Source organism: Parabacteroides sp. MSK.9.14 (genome assembly GCF_019041495.1).
In the GTDB taxonomy this organism is placed as follows: Bacteria; Bacteroidota; Bacteroidia; order Bacteroidales; family Tannerellaceae; genus Parabacteroides; species Parabacteroides merdae.
The window spans coordinates 47,524-64,735 of record NZ_JAHPXO010000011.1; the positions used below are offsets into that span (position 1 = coordinate 47,524).

General features: G+C 48.7%; 16 protein-coding genes. 12 read left to right on the top strand and 4 right to left on the bottom strand.

The annotated features are described in order from the left end of the window. Positions 1 to 132 precede the first annotated feature (132 nt). From KTG12_RS07790 to KTG12_RS07810, 5 genes are all read left to right on the top strand, one after another. Positions 133 to 1,200 carry an efflux RND transporter periplasmic adaptor subunit gene (locus KTG12_RS07790; protein ID WP_122206169.1) on the top strand — a complete coding sequence of 356 codons (1,068 nt, stop codon included), beginning with the start codon at positions 133 to 135 and terminating at the stop codon, positions 1,198 to 1,200. Then, complete coding sequence (locus tag KTG12_RS07795; RefSeq protein WP_138273025.1) at positions 1,200 to 4,328, top strand: efflux RND transporter permease subunit; 3,129 nt, start codon at positions 1,200 to 1,202, stop codon at positions 4,326 to 4,328. Before KTG12_RS07790 ends, KTG12_RS07795 begins: the two co-directional genes overlap by 1 nt. Beyond that, positions 4,328 to 5,695, top strand: coding sequence for a TolC family protein (locus KTG12_RS07800; RefSeq protein WP_005638721.1), 1,368 nt, complete (start codon positions 4,328 to 4,330; stop codon positions 5,693 to 5,695). The genes KTG12_RS07795 and KTG12_RS07800 overlap by 1 nt, the downstream gene beginning before the upstream one ends. A gap of 159 nt (positions 5,696 to 5,854) precedes the next feature. Next, on the top strand, positions 5,855 to 6,886 hold the full coding sequence (locus KTG12_RS07805) for a DUF4925 domain-containing protein (protein ID WP_122116173.1): 1,032 nt from the start codon (positions 5,855 to 5,857) through the stop codon (positions 6,884 to 6,886). Positions 6,887 to 7,631: 745 nt separating this feature from the next. Beyond that, on the top strand, positions 7,632 to 8,927 hold the full coding sequence (locus KTG12_RS07810; protein WP_216945423.1) for a site-specific integrase: 1,296 nt from the start codon (positions 7,632 to 7,634) through the stop codon (positions 8,925 to 8,927). 91 nt (positions 8,928 to 9,018) lie between these two features. On the opposite strand, the gene KTG12_RS07815 is transcribed toward KTG12_RS07810, so the two are convergent. The 4 genes from KTG12_RS07815 to KTG12_RS07830 form a co-directional block, all read right to left on the bottom strand. Then, the gene (locus tag KTG12_RS07815) at positions 9,019 to 9,336 is read right to left on the bottom strand and encodes a helix-turn-helix domain-containing protein (RefSeq protein ID WP_008640967.1); all 318 of its coding nucleotides are present in this window, start codon (positions 9,334 to 9,336) and stop codon (positions 9,019 to 9,021) included. A 1-nt stretch (position 9,337) separates the two neighbouring features. Next, positions 9,338 to 9,631: a helix-turn-helix domain-containing protein gene (locus KTG12_RS07820; protein ID WP_008640965.1), complete on the bottom strand. Its 294-nt coding sequence runs from the start codon at positions 9,629 to 9,631 to the stop codon at positions 9,338 to 9,340. Positions 9,632 to 9,711: 80 nt separating this feature from the next. Then, positions 9,712 to 9,951 (bottom strand): hypothetical protein, encoded by a 240-nt coding sequence (locus tag KTG12_RS07825; RefSeq protein ID WP_025813736.1) that lies wholly within the window; start codon positions 9,949 to 9,951, stop codon positions 9,712 to 9,714. A gap of 25 nt (positions 9,952 to 9,976) precedes the next feature. After that, positions 9,977 to 11,857 carry a P-loop NTPase fold protein gene (locus tag KTG12_RS07830; protein WP_009291489.1) on the bottom strand — a complete coding sequence of 627 codons (1,881 nt, stop codon included), beginning with the start codon at positions 11,855 to 11,857 and terminating at the stop codon, positions 9,977 to 9,979. A 184-nt stretch (positions 11,858 to 12,041) separates the two neighbouring features. On the opposite strand from KTG12_RS07830, the gene KTG12_RS07835 reads away from it, so the two are divergent. From KTG12_RS07835 to KTG12_RS07865, 7 genes are all read left to right on the top strand, one after another. Beyond that, entirely contained in the window at positions 12,042 to 12,257 is a 216-nt protein-coding gene (locus tag KTG12_RS07835; protein WP_153259243.1) for a hypothetical protein, read from the top strand. A gap of 369 nt (positions 12,258 to 12,626) precedes the next feature. Then, entirely contained in the window at positions 12,627 to 13,601 is a 975-nt protein-coding gene (locus tag KTG12_RS07840) for an ArdC family protein (protein ID WP_009041247.1), read from the top strand. Positions 13,602 to 13,672: 71 nt separating this feature from the next. Next, the gene (locus KTG12_RS07845) at positions 13,673 to 14,323 is read left to right on the top strand and encodes a hypothetical protein (protein WP_014299605.1); all 651 of its coding nucleotides are present in this window, start codon (positions 13,673 to 13,675) and stop codon (positions 14,321 to 14,323) included. 42 nt (positions 14,324 to 14,365) lie between these two features. Further along, positions 14,366 to 14,575, top strand: coding sequence for a hypothetical protein (locus tag KTG12_RS07850; RefSeq protein WP_009041245.1), 210 nt, complete (start codon positions 14,366 to 14,368; stop codon positions 14,573 to 14,575). A 3-nt stretch (positions 14,576 to 14,578) separates the two neighbouring features. Beyond that, the gene (locus tag KTG12_RS07855) at positions 14,579 to 14,773 is read left to right on the top strand and encodes a hypothetical protein (protein ID WP_008640960.1); all 195 of its coding nucleotides are present in this window, start codon (positions 14,579 to 14,581) and stop codon (positions 14,771 to 14,773) included. 22 nt (positions 14,774 to 14,795) lie between these two features. Next, positions 14,796 to 15,332 (top strand): SLOG family protein, encoded by a 537-nt coding sequence (locus KTG12_RS07860; RefSeq protein WP_155144476.1) that lies wholly within the window; start codon positions 14,796 to 14,798, stop codon positions 15,330 to 15,332. A 143-nt stretch (positions 15,333 to 15,475) separates the two neighbouring features. Beyond that, positions 15,476 to 17,188, top strand: coding sequence for a ParB/RepB/Spo0J family partition protein (locus KTG12_RS07865; RefSeq protein WP_138273024.1), 1,713 nt, complete (start codon positions 15,476 to 15,478; stop codon positions 17,186 to 17,188). Positions 17,189 to 17,212 lie beyond the last annotated feature (24 nt).

Genomic DNA, 17,212 nt, shown 5'->3' on the forward strand with positions numbered 1-17,212 from the left:
AATACAAATCGCAGAATATTTATATCTTCTTTTTGAGGAAAATATACAAATGGAACAATTTATTATTCATATTGACCTTTCCGAGGTTGCTCTGTCGGGATAATTTTGTCTTTAAATAAATACACTTAAATTATGAAACGAATTTATTTTATTTTAGCAGGTATATCCTTGATTCTATTTATGTCTTGTGCCCGTTCGGAGAAGGGGACAAAGGATACTCAGACAGTCAAGATCGATACGGTCGTTTCCGCCAGCAGTCAGACTGCCCTCCAGTTCCCAGGAAAAGTGAAAGCTGCGCAGGATATCAGCCTGGCTTTCCGTGTGAGCGGGACAATCCGTAAAATATATGTGGAAGACGGCGCCCGCGTGAGGGAAGGACAACTGCTGGCCGAATTGGATCCGGCAGATTATCGGGTGCAACTGGATGCTACGGAGGCTGAATACAAGCAGATCAAGGCGGAAGCCGAACGTGTCATGGCTCTTTATAAAGAAAACGGGACCACGCCTAATGCCAACGATAAAGCCGTGTACGGCCTGAAACAGATCACTGCAAAATATCAGCATCATAAAGACCAGTTGGAATATACTCGGCTGTATGCTCCATTCAGTGGTTTCATACAGAAAAAGCTGTTCGATGCACATGAAACGATCGGAGCAGGTATGCCCGTGATCTCGATGGTCAGCGCCGGCATTCCGGAGGTGGAAATCAATCTTCCGGCAGCCGACTATATCCGGCGGGACCGGTTCGATGGCTACCACTGTACGTTCGACCTCTATCCGGGAGAAAACTATCCTTTGAAATTGATCAGCGTCACTCCGAAAGCCAATGCGAACCAGCTGTACACGATGCGCCTGCAAATGGTTCCCGGCAAGTTGCCGCTCCCTTCGCCGGGAATGAATACGATGGTCACGATCTATTGCAATGAGGGCGATTCGCAGCCGGTTTCCGTTCCGGGCGGGGCACTTCTGCAAAAGGATGGTAAAACGTACGTGTTTGTCTATGATCCGTCCGCGGGGAAAGTCCATAGCCGCGAGGTGACGGTTCTGCGCCTGTTGTCCGACGGACGTGCGATGGTTGTTTCCGATACGCTGCATGCCGGTGAAATCGTGGTTGCCTCCGGCGTGCATCATATTGAAGATGGAGAAAATGTCCGGCCTTTGGCCACCGGTTCTAAAACGAATGTAGGAGGATTGTTGTGATGGATATAAGCAAATGGGGATTTCAGAACCGGAACCTGGTCTATTTTCTGGTTGCGGTTTTGTTGGCGGGCGGAGCTTTGGCCTGCTATCAAATGAGTAAGCTGGAAGATCCGGAGATCAAGGTAAAGCTGGCAATGGTGGCAACTACCTATCCGGGTGCATCGGCCCATCAGGTAGAGTTGGAAGTGACGGATGTGCTTGAGAAAAGTATCCGTAAGATGGACAATGTCGATAATGTCGAAAGCTATTCGTTCAATGATCTGTCCTTGATCCAGGTCGAACTGCTGACCACCGTCAAGGACGATGACGTGGAGCAACATTGGGACCTTCTCAGGCGGAAAGTCAACGATGCCTCCGCCTTACTTCCTTCCGGAGCTAATACACCGATCGTACAAGACGATTTCGGCAAGGTGTTCGGCATGTTCTACGCACTGACGGGCGATGGACTGTCCGATCGGGAGATGGCTGATTATGCCGAACTGATCAAACGGGAAGTAGTCGAAATAGAAGGAGTGGACCGGGTGGATATATATGGGGAACGTTCCGAATGTATCAATATCTCCCTGTTGCAGGACCGCATGGCCAACCTCGGCGTGAAACCGGCCGAAGTCCTGGCTACCTTGAACGGACAAAACGAGACAACCTATAGCGGTTACTATGATAACGGGGACAACCGCATCCGAGTGACGGTGAACGATCGTTTCAAAACGGTGGACGACATCGGCAAGATGTTTATCCAGGGCCATGACGACGACCAATTGCGTCTGCGCGACATAGCCTTGATCGAAAAGGGGTATGAAGATCCAACCCGTAACGAGATGTTCTATAACCAGGAGCGCTCTATCGGCATTTTGGTAGCTGCTTCGAGCGGTTCGGATATCGTGAAGGTCGGCAAAGCCGTGGAAGCGAAGTTGGCGGAGTTGAAAGATAACCGTCTGCCGGCCGGAGTAGATTGCCATAAAATATTCTATCAGCCCGAGCGTGTGGGGGATTCGCTGGGAACGTTTGTCATCAACCTGATCGAATCCGTCGTCATCGTCGTGTTTATACTGATGCTGGCGATGGGGTTCAAGAGTGGCCTGATTATCGGCATCAGTTTGGTGGTGACTGTTTTCGGATCATTTCTTTTCCTGCAATTCGCCGGGGGAACGATGCAGCGTGTCTCTCTGGCGGCTTTCGTGCTGGCGATGGGGATGCTGGTAGACAATGCCATTGTGATTATCGACGGCATATTGGTGGACTTGAAAGCCAGGAAAGATAGGATGGAAGCGATGACCGCTATCGGACGGCAGACGGCGATGCCGTTGTTGGGAGCGACGTTGATCGCTATCATAGCCTTTCTGCCGATTTATATGTCGCCGGATACGGCAGGCGTTTATACGTGCGACCTGTTTATCGTACTGGCCGTTTCACTGTTGCTGAGCTGGGTGTTGGCATTACTCCACGTTCCCTTGATGGCAAACAGGCGGTTACATCCGGCGGTGGAAAACGATAATTCCGGCAAGCGTGTATATAAAGGTAAGATATATGCCATCTTGCGGGCTGCTTTGCGTTTCGGTTTGTCGCACCGCCTTGGCTTTACGCTGACGATGGTCGCTTTGTTGCTCTTGTCCGCCTATAGCTATCGGTTCCTGCGCCAGGGATTCTTCCCCGATATGGTGTACGATCAGTTGTATATGGAATACAAACTTCCGGAGGGCAATAATTCTACCCGTGTGGCGAATGACCTGAAAGAGATAGAAGCTTATCTGAAAACCCGGAAGGAGATCACGAACGTGACAGCTTCCATCGGTGGGACGCCGGGACGTTACAACCTGGTGCGAAGCATTGCCAATCCTTCGCTGGCCTATGGGGAGTTGATCATCGACTTTACATCTCCCGACGAGCTAGTCGAAAATATCGACGAGATACAAGAGTACCTGACACGGCAGTATCCGGATGCTTACGTCAAGTTGAAACGTTATAACCTGATGTTTAAGAAATATCCCATCGAGGCCCAATTCTTAGGACCTGATCCTGCCGTCCTGCACCGTTTGGCGGACAGTGCACGACATATTATGGAGAATACGCCAGAAGTCTGCCTGATCACGACCGACTGGGAACCGCAGGTTCCGGTCCTGACAATCGAGTACGACCAACCGGCCGCCCGTGCGTTGGGATTGAGCCGCAGCGACGTGAGCCTTTCGTTACTGACAGCTACAGGCGGTATACCTATCGGTTCTTTCTACGAAGGCATCCATAAAAACAATATTTACTTGAAATGCCTGGACGGACAGGGAAAACCGATCGAGGATTTAGGAAACACGCAGGTCTTTTCGACGCTCCCTTCGCTGAACGGCCTGCTGAACGAAGAAAACATGGTGAAACTGAAAGCCGGGACACTATCGAAGGAAGAACTGATCGAAAGCCTGATGGGCAGCACGCCGTTGAAACAGATCAGCAAGGGAATTGACGTGCGATGGGAGGACCCGGTTGTTCCTCGCTACAACGGACAACGCAGCCAGCGCGTGCAATGCTCTCCCGTGCCGGGTGTCGAGACGGAAAAAGCACGATTGGCAGTCGCGGAAAAGTTGGAGCAGATCGAACTCCCCGCAGGCTATTCGCTGCAATGGCAGGGTGAGAAGAACGCCAGCGACCAGTCCATGAAGTATCTGTTCAAGAATTTTCCGCTGGCCATTATCCTGATGATCGCGATCTTGATCATGCTGTTCAAGGATTACCGCAAGCCGGCTATCATCTTCTGCAGTATCCCGATGGTATTTGTCGGAGTGGTGATGACGATGTTGGTGACCGGCAAGACGTTCAACTTTGTCGCCATTGTCGGGACATTGGGGTTGATAGGAATGATCATAAAGAACGGTATCGTGCTGATGGACGAGATCACTTTGCAGATCGGGCAGGGGACGGAGCCGGTCACCGCCTTGATCGACAGTGCCCAGAGCCGTCTGCGGCCGGTGATGATGGCGGCCTTGACCACGATCTTAGGGATGATCCCGTTGCTGACCGACGCCATGTTCGGTTCGCTTGCTGCATCCATTATGGGCGGCCTGCTGTTCGGAACGGTGATCACACTCGTTTTTATTCCTGTCCTATACGCATTATTCTTTCATATTAAACATGTAGACTGATGAAGAAAATATCTATTATCCTGTTGTCTATTCTCTGCCCGTCGTCTCTTTTCGCACAGGAGACGTTGAGCTTGCAGCAGTGCCGGGAAATGGCGCTGCAATATAATAAGGAAATGGCGGCATCGGTGAAACAGACCGAAAGTGCCCTGTACACGATGAAAAGCTATAAAGGGAATTTCTTCCCGAACTTTACCGCTAACGGGATGGGCCTTTACAGTACGGCGGACGGCGGATTCGGAATTGAAGGTGGCAAAATGCCCGTCATTCTGTATGATGCAGCCGGGAACTTGGTCCCGACAGGCATTTATACCCATTTCCCCGGTATCAATCTCGATTATAAAGTCGGGACAGTTTACATGGGCGGAATCCGGGTTGAGCAGCCGCTTTATATGGGCGGTAAGATCCGGGCTGCCTACCGGATGTCTGTCTTGGGGAAAGAGATGGCCGAGATGAACGAGGCGCTGACGGCGACGGAAGTGATCCTCAAAACAGACAAAGCCTATGCCCTGGTCGTGAAGGCGCAGGAGATGAAAAAGGTGGCGGATAAATATAACGCTGTGCTCCGGGAACTGCTGTCGAATGTCGAGAGCGCTTACAAACATGGCCTGAAACCGCAGAACGATGTCTTGAAAGTGCAGGTGAAGCTGAACGAAAGCGAACTCTCCATCCGTAAAGCGGAGAACGCCCTGCGGTTGGCGACTATGAATCTTTGCCATCTGATCGGGAAACCGCTTGTCTCCGATATCCGTATTTCCGGCAATTATCCGGCGGTAGAAAAGGGGATGGATGTCCAGGTTTCCGATATCAGTGCCCGTCCCGAATATGCCATCTTGGATAAACAGGTCGAGATCGCCGGGCAGCAGGTGCGGCTGAACCGTAGCGAGCTGTTGCCCAAAGTCGGCATCATGGGGTCTTATGATTATGTACACGGCTTTGAACTGAACGACCAGATGTTGATGGACAAAGGCAGTTTCTCCGTCTTGCTGAACGTGAGCATCCCGCTTTTCCATTTCGGCGAGCGAAGTAATAAGGTGCGTGCCGCCAAAGCCAAGTTGATGCAATCCCGCCTGGAACAGGAAAACATGAACGAACAAATGATGTTGGAACTGACACAAGCCGCCAATAACCTCGACGAAGCCCGGCTGGAAAGCGAACTTTCCGACCGTTCTCTCCTCCAGGCCGAAGAAAACATGAAGGTCAGTAAAAGCCAGTACGAAGTGGGCTTGGAGACACTCTCGGACTATCTCGAAGCACAGGCTTTGTGGCAGCAGGCTTATGAAACACAGGTCGATGCCCATTTTCAACTCTACTTGAATTATGTCGAATATCTGAAAGCGGCGGGAGCGTTGTCTGAAGTCAAAAAATAATCTTGTATAATTGATTCAATTTTATCGATTGAATTGTCTATTTTTATGATAATGCCGGTTATTTTTTCGGAATAACCGGCATTAACTTTTTTGTATTGTATGTCTCATTAAGATTACTTATCTTCGCTCTGTTTTTATGTATAATTTAAAAAGAAGATTATGAAGAAAAATCTATTTTTTGTGTTTACGATGCTTTGTGCATTGAGTTTCTTCACTGCTTGTAGTGACGATGATGACAATAAGACTGATGACGGCTGGAAGGCTATTTCTGCGACTTATACGGCAGAAACATTGAAATTGACGATGGGAGGCACTGAAGTCGCTGACCAATCTGTAAAAGTAGATGCAAGTTCGGCTGAACAGGCAACTATTACGTTGGCGAATTTGATTCCGGGTGAAGCAGAAGTCAAGATTGAAGCCAAAATGGTCAAGACAGGTGAAAGCTATGCATTGGAAGGAAGCAACACGAATGACTTGCGAACTGTCTCTGCAAAAGGAACCGTTGGAGCCGGTGTTTTGACTTTGGATGCAACTTTGAAAATAACAGCTCCTATTGCAGGTACTTGGAAATTGGCTGAAATAGCAAAAGACGAGAGTGAAACTTTTGTATCAGGTCCTGTGTCTATGGTTTGGGAAGCTGCTGAAGGCACTATGCTTGGTTTTTTACCTGTGACTTCTATTCCTAATATAGCTGAAGGTTTTGGAAGTATCGCTTTGGTACAGGTCCTTCAGAGTGTTACGTTCCAGGAAGACGGGCAGATTGTTGCTTCTATTTCTAAAGCGGGAGTGGATTTGAGCAAGCCTGTCACACCTGTTTGGGAAACTTCGGAACCAGGATATGCTTCCTATAATGTGACGGATAAGCAAATACTTGTCTTCTTGGATATAACTAAGATCATGGGAAGTTTGAAGAGTAAGGCTGCTATAGATCCTTTGGAACAAATTATGGCTTTATTGCAGAATGGCATTCCTGTTAATTATGAAATCGCTTCTGATGGCAAGTCAGCCCGTGTCTATATTGACAAAGCTTTAGTTAGCCAGATCGCTCCTTTATTGCCTACGTTGGCTGAACTTATCGGAGATGACGCTTTAAACGGAATGGGACAATTGGTTAAGTCAATACTGAAAGCCTTCCCCGAAGCGATGGAAAAGACAACTAAGTTTGAAGTTGGATTGAAATTGATTAAGTAATTCATTAAATTTAAAGGAAAAGAGGATGCATCGAGACTATGTATCCTCTTTTTTTGTATGCTCGGCATGAGCCTTTATCCGGTATTCCTTTTGACACCGGATGCCGGCCCTTCGACATTCCTCAAAACCGTTCAGATGGGATGAAACCTATCTTAAACGAGGGTTTTAGCTAAAAGAGCTGCCTGTTGCTTTTGGAAAACTCTAAAGGTAATCAGGGTAACCGCACCAAAAATTACTATTCGGGATTACCTCTCTTCTTTCATGAAAATTTCGCAAACCAACCATCATACTATCATTTTGGGTTATTAGCTGTTGTTACACAATATATTAAAGTATGACAGTTGCTGTTTTCCACTATCATTCTACCATCATGCATCTATCATGCTTTTTACTTGCTGGTTTACTTATATGATTGATAATGGGCTGTTTGCATTTATTTAAGCCCAAATGGCCATCGACAAAACGAGGTCGTTTTGTTTAAAAAATCGGCATAAGACGCAAAGAAAAGCAAAGTTCTACTTAAATAATTGGAGGTCAGTATTTTGTATGTAGGACGGATTGAAACAAGCTTTGGCATAAAACGCTTGAAAATCCCCCTTTCAGACAAAGTTCGGCTACTAAGCAGCTACCAGTCCTAAAGAGGATATATGGAATATAACAAGTTCTGTTTCATAACTTTGCGTTGTTTTGCATAACTCTTGGTAACAAATAATTAACTACCTTTAGAAACGAAAATTTTAGAGTTATGAAAACAAAGAGAAGTACGTTTGCAACCTCGTTCTACATCAAGAGATCGGCAGTGAGAAACCGGGACGGAAAAGCCCCCATCATGGTGAAGATCTCCATTGATGGGGATGACAAAGCATTGGGAACCAAACTATTCGTTACGCCGGATTTATGGGAGAATGGTAAGGCAAAAGGCAAGTCCGCCGAGGCGACAGAGATAAACGGGCAGCTCAAAGAAGTCAGTGCCCGGCTTACCAACCACTATCACCGCATCCTCCGGGAAGAGGATTTTGTCACCGCCGAAAAGCTGCGTAACGCCTTTCTGGGTATCGGTGTGATGGAAAACTGCATCCTGAAAGATTTCGAGAACATGAACCGGGAATTTGAGGCGATGGTGGAGAAAGGACAGCGTGCCAAATCCACTTACAACAAGTACTTGGCCGTGTACAACCATTTTGCCACCTTCCTTTGGGAGAAGAAGAAACGAACCGATATGGCTTACAAGGAACTGACAAAGGAGATTATCACCGATTTCGATAAGTACCTGCGCGTGGAAAAGGGATTGAGTGACAACACTCTTTGGATATACACCATGCCACTGCTCAGCCTGACAGACAAGGCATGGCGGCGTGGTATCGTCCGTTCCGACCCTTTCGGTGAGTACAGCCTTGAAATGCAGGAGACAGACCGGGGCTACCTCACGGAAGAGGAACTGCGCACCCTGGCTAACGCCGTGTTCGTGAAAAAACAGACCAACCTCGTACGTGACATGTTCCTCTTCGGGTGCTTCACCGGACTTAGCTACATTGATATAAAGACACTCACCCATGACAAGATCCAGCGCATGGACTTCGACGGCGAGGAGTGGATCATAACCCGACGCACCAAGACCCGTGTGTCGAGCAACGTTCCCCTTATGGAAATAGCCAAGGAACTGATAGAAAGGTACAAGGGACTTGCCGGAGGCGATTTCGTATTTCCCATGCCCTCTAACGGTACATGCAACAAGCATCTCAAACAGATAGCCAAAGCCTGCGGCATCAGCAAGGAGATCGGATTCCACCTGAGCCGCCACACCTTCGCCACGACCGTCTATCTCTGCAACGGCGGCACGATAGAGGCGCTCTCCAAGATACTCGGTCACAAGCACATCAGCACCACGCAGATCTACGCTGAAGTAACCAACAAGATGGTAAGTTCAGATTTCCGGGCAATCTTTGGCAACCTCGCCGCCATGCAGCGGAGCGTACTGGAGAAAAGGGACAGGAAGCAAGGCAGGAAACAGGTGCACCGGTCCCTCCGGGAAACGGCTTGACACCTTTCTCCATGCGAAACACGGCAAAGGCAGGAACCCCGATACAGTGCTCCTGCCTTTGCTGCATTTTCCGATGTATATCCCCGTGCGTTTATGTTGGACTTTTCCCCCGTTTGCGCTTTTGTCTCATGTCCACGTAATTTTCTTCCAGCATACGCAGCAGATCCGACTGGCGGTAAAGCGTCTTGCCTGGCAGCGATATGTACGGGATCAACCGTTGTGTGCGGTAGCCCTGCAACGTCCTTGACGTGATATGTAACATTCTGCACACATCCTCACCCGTGAAATAGACCTCGCCGTTCATCGCCGGACGGAAATGCGCCGTCACCGTATCAATATACCTCATGCCCTCTTCCAGAGCCTCGAAGTACGCACGTACCTCTTCCGTGTCTTTTGTTATCACTTCCATGTCACTCGTCCTCCATTATTTCCCGGCTCATGGATTCCACGAATACCTCCACGTCCTCCGTCCGGTAGTAAATCTTATGGTTGATCTGGCTGTACGGCAGCAGTCCCCGGTCACGGTAGGTCTGCAACGTCCGTTTACTGATCCCCAGTTTCTCGCACACGTCCGCCCCGTCCATCCAGTTCATCTTCCCGGGCGGGCGGTAACGGGCGCAAAGTTCCTTCACGTGCCGTGAGAAGCAGCCGAACCGCTCCTTCATCTCCTCAAAGGTCTTCTTTTCAATACTTACTATTTCCATCGTTCTGATACATTTTTCATTATACTTCCCTGCAAATATATGGATTCATATAAAACTATGTATCAAAACCGTATAGCTTGTCAGCGTTTTGCTTCACGTTCGTAGCCTTGTCGTACCCCAAACGATGAAAGGCGGGGAAAAGTCCTACATAAACGTACCCAGTTCAAGGGTACGCACGAGAACGGAATCCATAGCACCAATTCCGGATGGTTCAAAGGAAAATGTGTACTACGCACCGACTTCACCCTCATCCAGCCACGATGCAAGTTGATGGGGCACGGGGCAAATTTCGTCACCGGCTTGCCCCTTGTCAAAGCCATCTCTTTCGAAAACGGACTGGAATAGTTATTTTACTTTTGCGGTAATTTCATCTATCAGGTTCGTGATCTTCTCAATGGAATACTTTTCTATCAATCTCCTGTTTGCCGCTTCTGCCTTTAGTCTTTCATTGATTAATTTTAGTTGTGGCAAATCTGATTGACAATATTTGCTCAAGTGTTCTATTTCACTGCCCCAAGAGGTATATTTATAACGGAACTGTAAAAAATGCAGAAAGGTGTTACGTGATTCGTTGGACAATCCCAAAATACTTTTTGAAACCTTATCCGCATCAGCCTCTTGGAATATTGAAGTATCCCTATAAAGACGCTGTTTGACCGGGACTACATCATTCAATGCCGGATTCAGGCGTTCGCAAGTTTCATCCGTCAGATTTTCCAGCATGACAGACACTTTATTAGGGCATTTCTTCAATCTTTGCCCGAATAGTTTTTGAAAATACGCAACCAGTCCATTCAAAATTCGATCTGAACCAATATTAGAATGATTCCTTCTTGTACCCGCATGTACCTTTGAGTTACAATTCAACAAACCCTCCATGTCGCTGATACCTTCCATCAGCCTGTCTATGGAGTGCTTGCCTTGGGCTATGATGTCTTCCTCGGATACGTGAACAAGGTTGTCGCTATATAAAACCGATAGTACAGATATAATGACAAACAATTCTTTTAGATCAACGCTTTCATCCGCAAAGTAATATCGTACCGTTTCCCCGTAGTGTTTCTCGTATTCCCCGTTATCCAGTCTCCAATAGTCGTACAGGTAATCCCAACTGTTCAAACTTGCGTCTTCGGCTGCAAAATATTGTTGCAGGTAGGTCGTGTCAAAATACCCGCTTTCCAGATAGCAGACAATTTCATTAACGATGAATCTATCAAAAATATCCAACTGTTTACCTATCTCTATAAAACGGTATTTGGAGAGGATTTTTTCACGCTCCTCATCTTTCTCTTTATCCGGGAACATGTCATACAGGCTGTTGAATAGGCTTCCGATCCGAGTATTCCCACCCTTATACTCGCAGTAAACGGCGACAAAATTTGCCAACAACGATGTTATGACAAGTTTGTACTTGGGAGATTTATGATAATGCTCCGGCAAAGCCATGGCTATCCTGTGATAATCGTTTAGACATTGCCGCAGGACTCTTAAATTATCGAATTTAGAGGCATGGAATATCTTGATGATAAGCTCTTTGTTCTCAGACAAGAGGTTCCTGTTGTTGGTGGATATCTCGCCAATGAAGAAATCGAGTGTCTCCCCTATATTTAATTTGATCTCAAAAGTGCGCCCGATAGTCTTTTCCTTGAAATCCTTGAATTTCAACTTGCACTTATCGTCCTCTTTTTCGGAAATCTTGTTCTCATCGCCAATGATGATGACCTTGCATTTACAATGTTCCGAAAAGTAATTGATGTATCCCAACAAGGTTTCCAGTTTTACATCACATCTTTCAAGGTCGTCAAAAATCAGAATCTTGTTTCCTTTTATTTCGGAATTTTCTTCTTTCAACAACAAAATGGAGTCCAAGTCACAGGTTACACTCCCTTCATCCTTTCCGTCACCGTCGATGTCATATTTCAAAGCGATTTTCGAGGCGGCTTTTAATATATTCTTGGCAAGTTTCATTCCCTTGCTGTACAGCCACGGGGATATTTCCTTGTTGACTTGTTCTGTGATTTGCTGGGTAGTGGTCAAACCATATAAAGACACATATATGGGCCGCCATTTTAACTTGTCCGCATCTTTATCGTTTTTCAGTTGCTTTATCCATTGGCGGATAAAAAACGTTTTGCCGCATCCCCAGGCACCTCGCAGCATGATGGCATATTGCGGATCGGATATTTCCGCATATTCATTTAAAAAGGTGAGTATGTTTCTATTCATAGCCATGTTCATTAGAGGTTTCAAAATTACGGAAAAGAGGCATAATTCTGATAACTTTTAAGAAATAAGTTATTACGGTCAATTCGTGTTTCCAGATGATTGTCGGAGCGTTCCCCTTCGGGTCGGGCTTTCCGCTGCAAGTCCTCGCTATGCTGTGGGCTTTCCCCTGCAATCCCTAACGTGGGTGAAAGGGTTTTCACTGTCTTGCGCTTACACCTTGGCGCACGGGCTGTCCCGTCCCGGCGTCCGCTGCCGACCACTCAGTGAGGCTGCATGGCCGAAACCGGACATCGGGGCGGAAGGACAAACGGAACACGGGGCTTCGGCTATCGCCGAAACTTCCTGTGCCCCGTCCCGCCCAAAAGAGTTCCCCGGTGTTTGTCCGGCAGCCGGAAGCTGACCGTCTTCCCATATACTTCTCCCGCACGTATGTCCTTGCCTCGGGAAACGGGCGTTCCCGGCTCTCCGGAAGGCTTCTTTTTCCCGCACCCGGCAAGTAACTGACCATTGACTGGAATGACTGACAGGGCATTTTTTCCCTAAGCTGATAGGGAAAACATTGACGAAGGTAGGCGGAGGTGAAAGCAAATCCGCAAAAAATGCCAAATCTCCACCCTGCGGGTAGTATTTACCATTTTTTCAGATGATTGCAATTCACCTTTTCCGCTATCAATGATTGTCAATGTTCTTCCCAATCAGCCAAGGGAAAAAAATTGGTTGGGGCGACAAGCGATGAAAACAGAGTAATAACGATTAAAATTTGTGAGTTATGGCAACAACGAACAGCACCATCGAAAAAATTGCACCGATGTTCACCGAGTTATTGATAAAGAAAATCGAGTGCCTGAAAACGGATTGGCAAAAACCGTGGATAACGAGCCTTGAACAAGGTTTGCCCCGCAACATCAGAGGGACGCTCTATAATGGCGGCAATGTCTTGATGTTATTGTTCTACACCGAGTTCATGAAATTCACTTTGCCCGTGTTCCTCACGTTCAACCAAGCGAAGGAAGAGGACTTGAGCGTCAGCAAGGGCGCACGATCGTTTCCCGTCTATTATTGGTTCAAGTTCGTGGTACACAAGGAGACGAAAAAGACAATCAAGTACGAGGAATACCGCAAGCTGCCCGCAACCGAGCAGGAAAATTACAAGGTCATCCCGCAGATGAAGTATTACAACGTCTTCAACATCGACCAGACCGATTTTGCAGGGAAATACCCCGAACGCTACGAGCGCATGAAAAAGGGAGAGCAGCCCGAAGACTATTCGGACAGAATGATTTACGAGGCGTTGGACGAGCTTGTCTATCTGCAAAATTGGTATTGCCCTATCAAGGTGCAGTATTCGGACAGTGCCTACTATTCGCCCTCTTCCGACCATATCGTTTGCCCGCAGCGTGAGCAGTTCCCGCAGGGAGCGGAGTTTTACGGCACGCTCCTGCACGAGATGGCGCACAGCACGGGAAGCCCCCAGCGACTGAACCGCACGTTCGGCTGCTTCTTCGGGGATGCGCTCTATGCCCGTGAGGAACTTGTCGCCGAACTTACCGCAGCCCTTTGCGGTGCGTTCTTCGGCTACGCAACCGCACCGCAGGAGAACAACGCCGCCTATCTGAAACACTGGCTCACCAAGCTAAGGGAGGAACCCGCCTTTTTGGTGGAGATATTGGGGGACGTGAACAAGGCGGCGAAGATGATTGCCGACAAGGTAACCGAACCGGTAAACGAACCCGCAGCAGCCTAAGCGGGACAACAAAGGAACAAGAGTATAAACCAACGGGCGGAGCAATCCGCCCCACTTAAAGACATAAGACGATGAAAACATTATCAGAAAAGGAATTTAACGGCTTTAACGTTAATGCGATGTTTACCGAAAGAGCGGAACGGGCGAAAAAAGAGCTGTCTCCACTCATGCAGGAGATAAGGAAGTACATACCCCAAGCGGAATACGGCTACCACGTGGAGAGCGGTGAATATCCCGCATTTTACGGCGTGCGCATAGAGTTCACGTATAACGGCATCCGTTTCCATGTGTGCAAGATATACAAAGAGAACAAATACAGGATAGCCGCCGACATGGAGCATTTTGAATATGTCAACCGCTACGACATCGAAAGGGCGGGCAACCAATACGAAAAGCCGTGCAATATCGGCGTGTTCACCGCCAAGAAAATAAACGATTGGATAAACTACTACACGCAGATATACAGGCAGGTGGAGCAAGAAAATGTGGAGAACTCGAAAAAGGTCGCCGATTTCTTGAAAAGTATCGAGAATGAACCCGTAAGATGGGAAGGGAACAACCATTCAAAAGGGACGATAATCCGCAACGGCTTGCGCTTCACTTTCTACATAGAGGAAGGACACCTCTATTTTGAACTGTCCCTAAGTTATCGGGGAACGGCTGATTACGACACGTTCCGGCTGATAGCCGATAACCGCTATATCCCGAAAGGAAACTATTAAACAACCACGGGCGGATTCCTCCGCCCGACAATACCCGAGAACATGAAAACGACATTCATTTACAGACTGGTTTACCGCCTAATCCTTTGGGCTTCGGCGGTGTACTTCCTCACCACCACCGCAGGGCAGTTTTTTGCCCTATCCGCTACTTTGCTTCTGTTAGGCTTCGTGGCACGGCTTGTTTTCGCCCTTGCGTGGCGGTTGTTTGTCGGCTTCATGTTCATCTTGATAATCATTCTTTTAATCATCTGAATCATGGAAGGAAAGAAGTTTAAACACAAGTATCTGCCGTACCTCACTTGCGTGGTCGTGGCAGCCACCCGAAAAGGGTACAAGGTTTTGGAAACCCAAGTTTTGGGCGGGCGCAGGAAGCCCAAAACAAAGACAGCCTACTACTACGACATTGATTTTGATAAAGAGCGTGGTTTGTGGCAGGAAGAAGGCAAGTAATAACCGATAAAAAAATATCAATATGGAAACAAGGACATTGGCAGAAAACGGAACACCCGTTACGAAAGAAAAGACGGTAGCCTTTTCGGGACACCGCACCAACCGTATAGCCAAGTTCACGGAACTCTTTAGAGAGGTGGCGTTCGATACATTTGTAGCCATCGAGAGTTATTGTATCAAAAAAGGCTACCATACCTTTTTGTCGGGAATGTGCGAGGGCTTCGACCTTATCGCAGCAGAGGAAGTCTTGAACCTCAAAAAGGAATACCCGCATATCCATTTGAAATGCGTTCTCCCCTTCAAGGGACAAGCCGAGCGGTACACCCAGGCCGACAAGCGGCGTTATGACACCATTTTGGCGCAAGCCGATGAAGTGGTAACCTTGCAGGACGGATATACCGAGGGCTGTTTCCTACGCCGTAACGACTACCTTTTGGAAAACTCCGCTTTTCTGATGGTCTATTACGATTCGGTAGCCGTGGGCGGCACGTTCTACATCCTCAAACGGGCGGTAGAGCAGAAAAAGAAGTTCGCGAACGTGTGCTATAACCGCAGGTAAGCCGCAAGGGCGGACTTTCCGCCCGCTACTTTCTTTCGTGAGCCGGAGCGGGGAAAGAAAGATAGCAAAGAAACCGATTTCCCGACCGGAAAAAATTATCAAAAAGAACAAGAATAAACAATCAACTTAAAAACAAACGGATTATGAAGACAAAAGCAAATCAATCAGCAGCAGAGAGAAACATCACGATGGTAGCATTGGCAAACATTCAGCCGAGCGGTTTCAACCCACGCAAGCGTTTCGATGAAACGAGCCTTTACGAGCTTGCCGAGAGCATCAAGCGGCAGGGTGTGTTGCAGCCCATCACCGTGCGCCCCGTTGACGGGACAGACCGTTACGGGATTGTTTTCGGGGAACGCCGTTACCGTGCGTCCGTCATTGCGGGCAGGGACGAAATTCCCGCAATCGTTTCCGAGTTGTCGGACGAGGAAGCCGAGGAAATGGCGATTACTGAGAACTTGCAGCGCAAGGACGTGACACCCGTGGAGGAAGCCGCAGCCTATCAGCGGCTTATCGAGAGCGGACGCCACACCGTGCAGACCTTGGCGGTACTCTTCGGAAAGAACGAGAACTACATCCGCACACGGCTGAAATTCACCGCCCTTATCCCCGAAATCGCCGCCCTCTTGGATGCGGATGAAATCACCATCAGCGTGGCGGCTGAAATCTGCCGATACGGGGAGGACATTCAGCGTGAGGTGTACGAGAAACATTTGCAGGACGAGGGAACGTATAACAGTTGGCGGGGACTGAAAGCCGCCGATGTTGCAAGGCGCATTGAACAGAACTTCACCACCGACCTGCAATACTACCACTTCGACAAGGCCGAGTGCGCCACGTGCGCACACAACACCAATAACTTGCTGTTGTTCCATGACGGCGGGTGCGGGCATTGCGCCAACCGCACGTGTCTTGCCGAGATGAACGCCTCTTTCCTTATGGAGCGAGCTGTGCAAATCATGCGGAACCAGCCGGAGGTGTCGCTCTGCCGTGACTGCTACACCGCCAACGAGACGGTAGTAGAACGGCTAACCGCTTCGGGCTACGAGGTGGAGACCCTTGACAGGTACACCGCCTTTCCAAGCTGCCCCAAAGAACCCAAAGCCGAAAATTTCAACGACCCCGAACGCTACGGGGAAGCCCGCACCCGCTACGAGCAGCAATGGGCGGACTACATGGAGCAGGAGGAGGAAATCACCCGCAGGAGCGGAGCGGGGGAAATCACCGTCTATGCCAAAATCGGGCAGAAGGAGATTACATTCTGTTACGTGGAGAACGTGACAGAGACCGAGACAGCGGACGGAACGCCCGCACCCGCACCGCTCTCTCCCGTGGAGAAATTGGAGAAGCAGGACAAGCGCAATAAGGAAATCGCACTCGAACGCACGGTGGAGGACACCAAGAAACAGATTCTCGAAGCCGACATCACGGGCGGCAAGTTCAGTGCCGATGAAGACACGATGCTGTACTTCTTCCTTCTGTCCTCGCTCCGGGAGGAACACTTCGCAGCCGTGGGGATTGCGGAAGACAAGCCGTATATCACGGACGAGGACAAGATGGGGATTATCGGAAACCTCACGGTAAAGATGAAGACCATCATCCGCAGGGACTTCCTTGTAGCCAACTTCAAGGGAGCGTACGGGAACAACACCGTGGCGACCCTCTTGCTTGACTTCGCACGCAGGCACATGCCGGAGGAACTCGCCAACATCGAAAGGGAGTACAACGGGGTGTACGAGAAACGTCACCAGCGCATCGAGGAAAAGAAAGCCGTCCTATTAGTGCAGGAACGGGCAAGGGAGCGCAAGGTAACGCAACCCGAGGAACAACCGCAACCCGAAGAGATTGCAGCCTAAAGACAAAGGGCAGGGCGGAGAAAT